This is a genomic window from Dietzia sp. B19 (assembly GCF_014145155.1).
Lineage (GTDB): Bacteria > Actinomycetota > Actinomycetes > Mycobacteriales > Mycobacteriaceae > Dietzia > Dietzia natronolimnaea.
This window is the reverse complement of sequence record NZ_JAALED010000573.1, coordinates 14,545-23,091: the sequence shown is the minus strand read 5'-3', so window position 1 is coordinate 23,091 and position 8,547 is coordinate 14,545. Positions and strand designations below refer to the sequence as shown.

Sequence of the window (8,547 nt, the reverse complement as noted above, 5' to 3'; positions counted from 1 at the left end):
CAGCGCTGTGGACGGTCCAGCTCCGCGATGCTCCTATGTCAAGCCCCGCTCACGCCGCCGCCTGAATTGCAGGGATCGGAGTGCGTGGCGCTGCAGTTGGAGGCGGCGACGTGGCCTCGGCCACGGGCCGTGCTTCGTCGGCGCGCATCGCTGCGAACACCCGGTCCGATATCCGGCGGCGGAGCAGTCGCAATGCCTCGGTTCGGGTCTTGCCGGCGGCGATGAGCTTGTCGTAGTAGTCGGTGCCTTCGCCGCCGAGCCGCAGCTGGGTCACCGCGGCCATGTGCAGCGCGGTGTTGATGCGCCTGTTACCGCCCCGGGACAGCCTGACGCGGACCTTGTTGCCAGACCACACTGGGATCGGAGCCGTGCCGTTAAAACGGGCGAAGGCGTCTTTGGACTTGAACCGCCTGACCCCGGCAGTCTCGCCGATGATCATGGCCGCTCCGAGCACCCCAAGCCCCGGGACCTCAAGCAGGTGCTGATGATTCGCGCGCGCCAGCTTGCTCAGGCGGCTCTCGATCTCGTTGATCCGCCGGGTGAGCGATCGGATGTCCTCCAAGATGTCGCGGGCGATCTCCGGCACGACCCCGGTCAGGCCGTCCAGGTGGGTAATCAGCTCATCGAGAAGATGGTAACGACGCAGCGCCCGGGACGGTATCTGCAGGTCAGGGTCGATCTCGTGCAGGAACCAGCGGACCTTGGACTGCAATGCGGTACGGCGAGCGACCAGGCTGCGACGGTGGTCGGACAGTAGCTTGATCTCCCGCGCCGGCCCCGGCAACTCGGCCGTCGGTAGGTCACTTTCGCGCAGGGCAACGCGTGCCACGGCCTCTGCGTCGATCGGGTCGGACTTGCCGGGTTCGCGACCCGACCGGCGCATACCCGCCATCAGCCGGGTGTGGACTCGCACGACCTTGTGCCCGGCGTCGAGCAGGTCGGCTTCCAGGCGCCGGGTCAGGTGCCGGCAGTTCTCGATCGCAATGATCACCTCCTCGAACTGCTCGAGCCAGGTCATGATTTTCTGATGCCCGGCCGCCCGGGCCTCGACTGTGAGGACATCGATCCTCCTGCCGACCTCGTCGACAGCTACGAGCGTGTGCCAGTTCTTGTGGGCATCAATTCCGATGACAGTCACCGCGGGCCTCCTTCTGATCCGTTGCCGTACGTTCGGCACCGCCGACCGAGGTCGGGCACGCCTCAGTCGGGCAGGACGAGCGAGCAAGCTCCTATCAGGCCACGGCCTTGATCAGCGATGCACACCCGGTGGAGCGGCACATCGCGGACAAGCCACCTATGGCAGCGAAAAAACGAGCCAACCCCACCGGGCATCATCATTGTGGTACTGAAGCGAAAAAAGCCGACTTGGATTCAAATCGTCAATGCAACAGGGCGGCGTAGCGTTCGGCGGGAGTGTCGTAGTCGAGGGTTTTCCGGGGCCGGTTGTTCAATCTCTCCGCGATTCGGTGCAAGTCAGCCTGGGAGTAGCCGTTCATGCTTGTCTTCTTCGGAAAATACTGACGAAGCCAGCGATTGGTGTTCTCGTTGGTGCCGCGCTGCCAGGGCGAGTGTGGGTCGGCGAAGTACACGCTGATCCCGGTGCCGGCGGCGACGTCTTTGTGTCCGGCCAGCTCCATGCCGCGGTCCCACGTCAGGGAGCGAGACATCGTCTCCGGGAGCGCCGACAGCTCCCGGCACAGTCCTTCAGTAACAGAGGACGCATGGCGTGAGTCGACCTGGACTAAGCAGGTGTAGCGGCTGGAGCGTTCCACGACCGTGGCGATCTGGGACTGCTCCGATCCGATCATCAAATCGCCTTCCCAGTGACCTGGAACAGCGCGGTCCGCGACGTCGTCTGGACGGGCATCAATCGACACGGCGTCTTTGATCTGCGAGCGCCACTGGCCGGAGGTGGTGTTGCTGACCGCGCGACGAATCGGTCTGCCGGTGCGCAACTGCTTCTGTAACGACTTGTCCAGCACATTCCAGGATTGGATGTACAGCGACCGATAGATCGCCTCGTGCGAGATCAGCATCCGCGACCCGGCTGGGTACTGCTTCTTCAGCCGACCAGCGATCTGTTCCGGAGACCATTCCTCTTTCAGGCGTGCAGCGACGTAGCCTCGCAGTACAGGGTTCGTGGCCAGCTTGGGCTTCTGAGGACGCCGGGCCCGGCGCCAGGCGCGGTCGTCTGCGTCGATGGCGCGATAGCGCTCCCTACCCTCGTTCTGCCCGACTTCTCGGCTGATCGTTGACGCAGGCCGTCCCAGCTGGCGACCGATCTGGCGGTACGAGTCGCCCGCCGCCAGACCGCGGGAGATCTCCTCCCGATCGGACAGACTCAATGTCCCCGCCCGGCGCTTCTGCGGCGACTGATAGATCCCGCCCTTGGGCCGCAGGATCGAAAACACCGAACCCGGCGGCGAGTCGACCGATCGCGAGATCTCACTGATCGACGACCCCGCCTTCCACATATCCCAGACCCGCTGCCGTTCCTCCGGCGGCAGTCCGGGCCGGCTAATCTTAGCCATCGTCCACCTCCACCATAGATTGCTTGGTGTTGCGTTGACGGTTTGAGTCTAAGGACGCCTGCTTCAAGATCGTGTTCGCCCGCCGCAGCTCGCGGTTCTCCTTCTCCAGCTGGGCCAGGCGGGCGTCGCGATCAGCCGAGACCGACGACGCGTCTTGGCCCTCGGCCTGGGCTTTGCGGACCCAGGTCCGTAGTGCTTCGCGGTGCACGCCGAGCTGCTCGGCGACACGCACGATCGCACCGTGTGAGCGGTCGGGGTCGGCCAGTGCTTCCAGCGCCATCCGCGTCGCTCGTTCGCGAAGCTCATCCGGGTACTTGCGAGGTGCTCCCATGGTTCTGATGATCCCTTCCCGGGTATTCGATGTCTCCATCAAACCCGGGGCGATGCACGTCGATGCCGACGGCCAGCCGGCCGAGCTGCACTTGGTGATGGACAACTACGCCGCCCACAAGCACGCGAACGTCAAGGCCTGGCTGGCCGACAATCCACGGTTCACGGTCCACTTCACACCCACGCCTCGTGGATGAACCTGGTGGAGGTCTGGTTCGGCATCGTCGAACGCCAGGCCATCCGCCGCGGGTTCTTCACCTCCGTCAAGGACCTCAACGCCAAGATCCGCACCTTCATCGACGGCTGGAACAACCGCTCCCACCCCTTCGTCTGGACGAAAACCGCCGACGAAGTCCTCGCGAAAGCCAACCGTAAGAAGACTTCAAATGCGGACCACCAGAGACGTGTTTAGGCGTGCTGGCGGACGGAGTGCTCGCCGAGCGAGCGAGTGCGCGTCGGGTACGGACTACTGTCCCATGACAGGTGTCGGGAGTGACCGGGCGATGATCTCCTTCATGATCTCGGTGGTGCCGGCGTAGATCTGACTGACCCGCAGGTCGGTCCATGCGCGCGCAATCGGATACTCCTCCATGTAGCCGTAGCCGCCGTGGAGTTGCAGGCAGGTGTCGGCGACTTGCTGAGCGCGTTCGGAGCTCCAGTACTTCGCCATCGCGGCGGTGGGGATGTCCAGTTCGCTCTTGACATGCAGGTCGAGACACTCGTCGATGAAGGCGCGGGTGACGCGGGCTTCGGTGGCGACCTCGGCGAGCTTGAACTTGGTGTTCTGGAATCCGAAGATCGGTTTGCCGAACGCCTCGCGCGTGAGTGTGTACTCGTGTGTCAGGTCCAGCATCAAGTCCATCGACGCGGCGCAACTGACGGCGACGATGAGCCGCTCCTGCGGGAGCTGCATCATGAGCTGGACGAAGCCCTGCCCCTCCTCGGTGCCGAGCAGATTGCTGGAAGGCACACGTACGTCATCGAAGAAGAGCTCGCAGGTGTCTTGCCCCTTGAGGCCGATCTTGTCGAGGACACGGCCGCGCCGAAATCCTTCGGAGCTGGTCGGCACGATGACCAGTGAGACGCCTGCAGCAGCCTGATCCGGGCTGGTCTTGCAGGCGACGAGCACCATGTCTGCGTGGTAGCCGTTGGTGATGAAGGTCTTGGCTCCGTTGATGACGTAGTCGTCGCCTTCTCGGACTGCCTTCGTCTTGATTCCCTGGAGGTCGGAACCGGTCCCCGGCTCGGTCATCGCAATGGCGGTCACGACCTCGCCGGAGGCCATCTTGGGCAGCCATTCGCGCTTCTGCTCCTCGGTGCCGTAGTGCAGCAGGTAGTGCGCCACGATGCCGCTGTGGAGTGCAGCCCCCCAGCTGCTGTCACCGATGCGGGCCTGCTCCTCGATAAGGATCGCCTCGTGGAAGAAGTTGCCGCCGCCCCCGCCGTACTCCTCGGGAACGGAGGCGCACAACAGGCCGAGCTCGCCGGCGCGGGTCCATAGTTCGCGGTCGACGCGCTTCTGTTCGATGAACCGCTCGATGTTGGGCTTGATCTCCCTCTCGCAGAACGTCCGGGCGAGTTGACGGAAGTCGTCGAGGTCCTGGTTCATCCAGGGTGAACGGCGGCTGGGCATGGGTCCTCCAAAGATTATGTGCCGGGTACAGGGTGTACCCGAAGGCTACGGGTACACCCTGTACCGCGCCAGTCCCTTTCGGGTTAGAATGTGCTGGTGGATCTTGCGAGGTGGGTGGACACGGCCGTGGTGCGCCGATCGACGGCGCACGAATCGCACCGGTCGGCACGACGAGAGCAGATAGTGGTGGCCGCGGCTCGTGCGATCGAGGAGTACGGTCCCGGCGTCGGTACTGCCCAGATCGCGGAACGGGCAGGCGTTGCGCGGCCTCACGTCTACCGGCACTTCGACAGCAAGGAAGACCTCGAACGAGAAGTGCTCCGATTCGCGGCTGATCAGCTCATCGACACCGTTCGTCCCGCCATGCGCGTGAGCGGTACAGCTCCCACCATCATCGAAGGCGTGATAGGCGCTGCCATCGGATGGGCTGCCGGTCATCCCAACCTGTATCGCTTCATGGCGGCGCGCCAGCAGAACAAGGAGACGCACCGGGCCAGGTTGGGGCGCACACGGTTCCTCGGGGAGGTGGTGTCCGCAGCCTCGGCATACATGCGCACATCCGAGGTACAGGTCGATCCCCCGGACGGCGTGATGGCGGGGTTGATGGGCATGGTCGACGCGGGGATCATCTGGTGGCTGGACCACCACGATGAGTCGAAGGAAGAGGTGACCACCCGGATCGCCCATCAAGTTTGGCTGATCATGCGTGATCTCGCCCAGAGCGTAGGGGTTGCTGTGGACAACGACCTTCTGTTGAGCGCGCGATGAGGGACCTCTCGCCCGGAATGGGCGCACCCCGAGCCCGTCGAAGCGGTCCCGCGTTGGAACGGCGACGCCCCGTGTGCGACCGGTGGCTGGAAGAGGTCGGTGACCTGGTGCGGCGGATGCCCGACGTCTGCATCTCGGCAGTGCCCGGCGAGCAGCCGGCCGGCTGGCCGCGCACGGCCGTAGCGCTCAAGACTGACGGTCTGGTCAACACCGCGGTGCGGCGATGACGCCGGCGCCGGGATCGCACCTTGAGGCGACCTTCTTCCTCGATCACGACCACGCTTCGGTACGCGACTTCACCCAGCACGTGATCGCCGGCGCGTCGAGCCCCCGAGAGAGAGCGTCCCTGCTCTTTGCTGCAGTGCGTGACCAAATCTGGTACGACCCCTACTCGGTCTCCGAGGATCCTGAGCATTACCGGGCGAGCCACGTCCTCCAGGCCGGCCGCGCCTACTGCGTGCCCAAGGCGGTGCTACTGGCCGCGGTTCTGCGGGCCGCGGGCATCCCTACCCGACTCGGCTTCGCCGATGTACGGAACCATCTGCAGACCGACACCTTACGAGCCGTCATGGGTGGAACGGATCTGTTCGTCTATCACGGCTATTGCAGCGTCTACATCGACGGACGATGGCTGAAGGCCACACCTGCCTTCAATGTCGAGTTATGCGAACGATTCGGCGTGCCACCGGTCGAATTCGAGGGACGGAGCGACGCGCTCATGCACGCCTTCACCTCCGACGGGACTCGGCACATGGAGTACGTACGAGACCACGGTAGCTTCGACGACCTCCCCCTGGGCCGCATTCTGTCTGCCCTCCACCAGGCCTACGGACCTATGGTCACCGCCGCTGCGGGGCCTGACGATGCCTTCACTCCTCCAGCTACCACCGGAGAGACCACTCCGGAAGGATCCGTGGACTCATAAGGGAGCACCTGGTGAGCCACTCCCGCCGGGCGCGGTCCTTCTTAGGGGCTGCGGAAGTGGTACTCAAGGGTGCTGGTGGGCGCGTCGGAAGTGGCTCGGTGAGCTGCCGGTCCATCCTTTGAAGGCATGCGAGAAGTTCGTGAGGTCGCTGTAGCCCAGTTCGGCGGCGACCTCACTGACAGACGTGGAGCGGTCGAGCAGCCGTATCCGGGCGCGGTCGAGCAGTGACTCCTGGAGGAGTTCGCGGAAGCTGGTTCCCTCCGCGGCGAGGCGGCGTTTCAGGGTACTCGAGGAGATCGAGAACTCATTCGCGACCGATTGGATGGTCCTCACCCCTGGCCCGTCGTCCAGCAGTGCCCGCACCCTGCGGGTGAAGTCCCGGCTGCCGCCCTGACGTTCGAGCGCCTGCTGGAGGCTGGTGACGGCGACGTCGTAGGCGACTGGGTCGGGGAAGCGGCAGGCCGCGTGTAGCGTCCGTTCAGGGATGTGCACATAGGACAGGGGGGCGTTGAAGATGAGCCGCGCCCCCGGCCAGGCTTCTCGAGCCCCGCTGCTTGGCTCCGGCCAGCGACTATGCATGGTCACCTCCGACGCGTCGTCGACCAGTCGGTCGACCAACCGCATGAGGGCGAGTCCGCAGTAGGTGACGGCGAGACAGTCCAGGTCGGGGTCTGCCGCGTTCCCGGTGAGCCGGATCGTCAGGTCGTCGCGCTGGGGATCGGACTGGGTGGTGACGGCCTCGGTGATCACGGGAAGATAGGTCAACAGCTGAACGACCTGGGCGACGGTTCCTGCGCTGACCAGCGGCACGCTCAACGGCCCGAAGGACGTGAGCTGGGCCTGTTCCGCGCAGGCGATCCCCAGCTTCGTTGCCTGCTCGGCATCGAGGTCCGGGTAGACCTCGCGAAACCACCGCAGCGGTGCCTGCTCCTGGGTCCGGATCAGAGACAGTTCCCCGGTTCCCTCGCGCGCCATGATGGCACGGAACTGCTCGGCACTGTCCGGATCGATCGCCGGACTGGCCAGCAGCTGCGCGAAGGCAAGCGCTGGGACGCCCGGCTCGCTTCTCTGCACAGCGCTCCTCACGTGACCCGATCTCACAGCAGGATGACACGATTCAACATGGTCATCGCCGATATCAACGACAATACTGGAGAAAATGTCGATGACGTAGTCAATAGTGAGGGAGTTGTAGATGACAGTCGTTACCTTCGTGTCATACGACGGGGAGAAGCACGAGGCGCCCATCGAGGAGGGCTGCTCGCTGATGCAGGTCGCCACGAACAACGCCATTCCGGGCATCGATGGTGACTGCGGCGGAGAGGCCGCATGCGGCACCTGCCACGTGATCGTCGATTCCGCCTGGGCCGCCAAGGTCGGCCCCTCCGGCCCGGAGGAGGAGGAGATGCTGTCGATGAACCCCGAGCGAGAGCCGACGTCGCGGCTGTCGTGCCAAGTCCAGGTCTCCCGGTCATGGGACGGCTTGACCGTGCAGTTGCCTGAATTCCAGATGTAACAGGAGGTGTTGACGAGATGAAGATCCCTGACGCAGTGAAGACGAAGGTCGACGCCGCCATACCCCTGGATCGCCAGGTCCAGGCCGCGCACCTCTACGACAAGAGCCGACGTTGGTTGACGGGCACGAACGGGCAGAAGATGTTCGTCGAACGCCCGATCCCGCCGGTCGAAGAACTCGCGCTCGAAGACATCGACCTCAGCAACCCCTTCCTGTACCGACAGGGGCAGTGGGCCCCCTACTTCGAGCGCCTGCGTAACGAGGCCCCGGTGCACTACCAGCCCAACAGTCCGTTCGGGCCGTTCTGGTCGGTGACGCGGCACGCCGACATCATCGCTGTGGACAAGAACCACGAGGCCTTCTCCGCCGAGCCCCTGATCGTCATCGGGGCGCCGCCGCGGTTCATGGACATCGCCATGTTCATCGCCATGGATCCGCCCAGGCACGACGTTCAACGGCGCGCCGTCCAAGGCGTGGTGGCTCCCAAGAACCTGCGCGAGATGGAGGGCCTCATCCGGGAGCGCGTCAGGGACGTCCTGGACAACCTGCCCGTCAACGAGCCTTTCGACTGGGTGAGGACGGTGTCGATCGAGCTCACCGCGCGCATGCTGGCGACCTTGCTGGACTTCCCCTACGAGCAGCGCCACAAGCTTGTCGAGTGGTCGGACCTGGCCACCTCCATGGAGCAGGCCAATGGAGGGCCCTCCGACAACGACGAGCTGTTCAAGGGCATGGTCGACATGGCGCGTGGACTCAGCGCACTGTGGCATGACAAGGCCGCCCGCCTGGCGGAGGGAGAAGAGCCGGGTTTCGACCTGATCACCATGTTGCAGAGCGACGAGGC

11 protein-coding genes and 1 pseudogene are annotated in these 8,547 nt (G+C 64.6%); 7 read left to right on the top strand and 5 right to left on the bottom strand.

Going from position 1 to position 8,547, the window contains the following annotated elements; translation table 11 throughout:
• Positions 1-49 precede the first annotated feature (49 nt).
• The 3 genes from G6020_RS16330 to G6020_RS16320 form a co-directional block, all read right to left on the bottom strand.
• Positions 50-1,138 (bottom strand): IS110 family transposase, encoded by a 1,089-nt coding sequence (locus G6020_RS16330; RefSeq protein ID WP_069389779.1) that lies wholly within the window; start codon positions 1,136-1,138, stop codon positions 50-52.
• A gap of 241 nt (positions 1,139-1,379) precedes the next feature.
• A complete protein-coding gene (locus G6020_RS16325; protein ID WP_182611313.1) occupies positions 1,380-2,531 on the bottom strand; it encodes an IS30 family transposase in 1,152 nt (383 codons plus the stop codon).
• Positions 2,524-2,862 carry a transposase gene (locus tag G6020_RS16320; RefSeq protein ID WP_182611312.1) on the bottom strand — a complete coding sequence of 113 codons (339 nt, stop codon included), beginning with the start codon at positions 2,860-2,862 and terminating at the stop codon, positions 2,524-2,526. Before G6020_RS16320 ends, G6020_RS16325 begins: the two co-directional genes overlap by 8 nt.
• On the opposite strand from G6020_RS16320, the gene G6020_RS17345 reads away from it, so the two are divergent.
• Together G6020_RS17345 and G6020_RS17340 are read left to right on the top strand one after the other, a co-directional pair.
• Positions 2,861-3,058 (top strand): hypothetical protein, encoded by a 198-nt coding sequence (locus G6020_RS17345; RefSeq protein ID WP_241732786.1) that lies wholly within the window; start codon positions 2,861-2,863, stop codon positions 3,056-3,058. The two genes, G6020_RS16320 and G6020_RS17345, sit on opposite strands and share 2 nt — an antisense overlap.
• Positions 3,055-3,273: a hypothetical protein gene (locus G6020_RS17340; protein WP_241732785.1), complete on the top strand. Its 219-nt coding sequence runs from the start codon at positions 3,055-3,057 to the stop codon at positions 3,271-3,273. Before G6020_RS17345 ends, G6020_RS17340 begins: the two co-directional genes overlap by 4 nt.
• A gap of 54 nt (positions 3,274-3,327) precedes the next feature.
• Here G6020_RS17340 and G6020_RS16310 read toward each other — a convergent pair whose 3' ends face one another.
• The gene (locus tag G6020_RS16310; protein ID WP_069389782.1) at positions 3,328-4,494 is read right to left on the bottom strand and encodes an acyl-CoA dehydrogenase family protein; all 1,167 of its coding nucleotides are present in this window, start codon (positions 4,492-4,494) and stop codon (positions 3,328-3,330) included.
• Between the two features lie 114 nt (positions 4,495-4,608).
• Here G6020_RS16310 and G6020_RS16305 point away from each other — a divergent pair, with 114 nt between their 5' ends.
• Genes G6020_RS16305 through G6020_RS16295 form a run of 3 tightly spaced genes read left to right on the top strand, consistent with a single transcriptional unit; the run spans position 4,609 to position 6,187 of the window.
• On the top strand, positions 4,609-5,262 hold the full coding sequence (locus G6020_RS16305) for a TetR/AcrR family transcriptional regulator (RefSeq protein WP_241504784.1): 654 nt from the start codon (positions 4,609-4,611) through the stop codon (positions 5,260-5,262).
• The gene (locus G6020_RS16300) at positions 5,259-5,489 is read left to right on the top strand and encodes a hypothetical protein (protein WP_176475171.1); all 231 of its coding nucleotides are present in this window, start codon (positions 5,259-5,261) and stop codon (positions 5,487-5,489) included. The genes G6020_RS16305 and G6020_RS16300 overlap by 4 nt, the downstream gene beginning before the upstream one ends.
• Complete coding sequence (locus tag G6020_RS16295) at positions 5,486-6,187, top strand: transglutaminase-like domain-containing protein (protein WP_069389783.1); 702 nt, start codon at positions 5,486-5,488, stop codon at positions 6,185-6,187. The genes G6020_RS16300 and G6020_RS16295 overlap by 4 nt, the downstream gene beginning before the upstream one ends.
• A 63-nt stretch (positions 6,188-6,250) precedes the next feature.
• Here the strand turns inward: G6020_RS16295 and G6020_RS16290 are convergent, their stop codons facing one another.
• Entirely contained in the window at positions 6,251-7,261 is a 1,011-nt protein-coding gene (locus tag G6020_RS16290; protein ID WP_069389784.1) for an AraC family transcriptional regulator, read from the bottom strand.
• Positions 7,262-7,382: 121 nt separating this feature from the next.
• Here G6020_RS16290 and G6020_RS16285 point away from each other — a divergent pair, with 121 nt between their 5' ends.
• Together G6020_RS16285 and G6020_RS16280 are read left to right on the top strand one after the other, a co-directional pair.
• The gene (locus G6020_RS16285) at positions 7,383-7,703 is read left to right on the top strand and encodes a 2Fe-2S iron-sulfur cluster-binding protein (protein WP_007628312.1); all 321 of its coding nucleotides are present in this window, start codon (positions 7,383-7,385) and stop codon (positions 7,701-7,703) included.
• A gap of 17 nt (positions 7,704-7,720) precedes the next feature.
• A pseudogene (locus tag G6020_RS16280) lies at positions 7,721-8,547 on the top strand (cytochrome P450); the annotation flags it as partial.

Excerpts from the sequence above, each read along its gene's own strand:
- G6020_RS16325 (WP_182611313.1), bottom strand. The coding sequence starts at position 2,531 with ATGGCTAAGATTAGCCGGCCCGGACTGCCGCCGGAGGAACGGCAGCGG.
- G6020_RS17345 (WP_241732786.1), top strand. The coding sequence starts at position 2,861 with ATGGTTCTGATGATCCCTTCCCGGGTATTCGATGTCTCCATCAAACCC.
- G6020_RS16320 (WP_182611312.1), bottom strand. The coding sequence starts at position 2,862 with ATGGGAGCACCTCGCAAGTACCCGGATGAGCTTCGCGAACGAGCGACG.
- G6020_RS17340 (WP_241732785.1), top strand. The coding sequence starts at position 3,055 with ATGAACCTGGTGGAGGTCTGGTTCGGCATCGTCGAACGCCAGGCCATC.
- G6020_RS16310 (WP_069389782.1), bottom strand. The coding sequence starts at position 4,494 with ATGCCCAGCCGCCGTTCACCCTGGATGAACCAGGACCTCGACGACTTC.
- G6020_RS16300 (WP_176475171.1), top strand. The coding sequence starts at position 5,259 with ATGAGGGACCTCTCGCCCGGAATGGGCGCACCCCGAGCCCGTCGAAGC.
- G6020_RS16295 (WP_069389783.1), top strand. The coding sequence starts at position 5,486 with ATGACGCCGGCGCCGGGATCGCACCTTGAGGCGACCTTCTTCCTCGAT.
- G6020_RS16285 (WP_007628312.1), top strand. The coding sequence starts at position 7,383 with ATGACAGTCGTTACCTTCGTGTCATACGACGGGGAGAAGCACGAGGCG.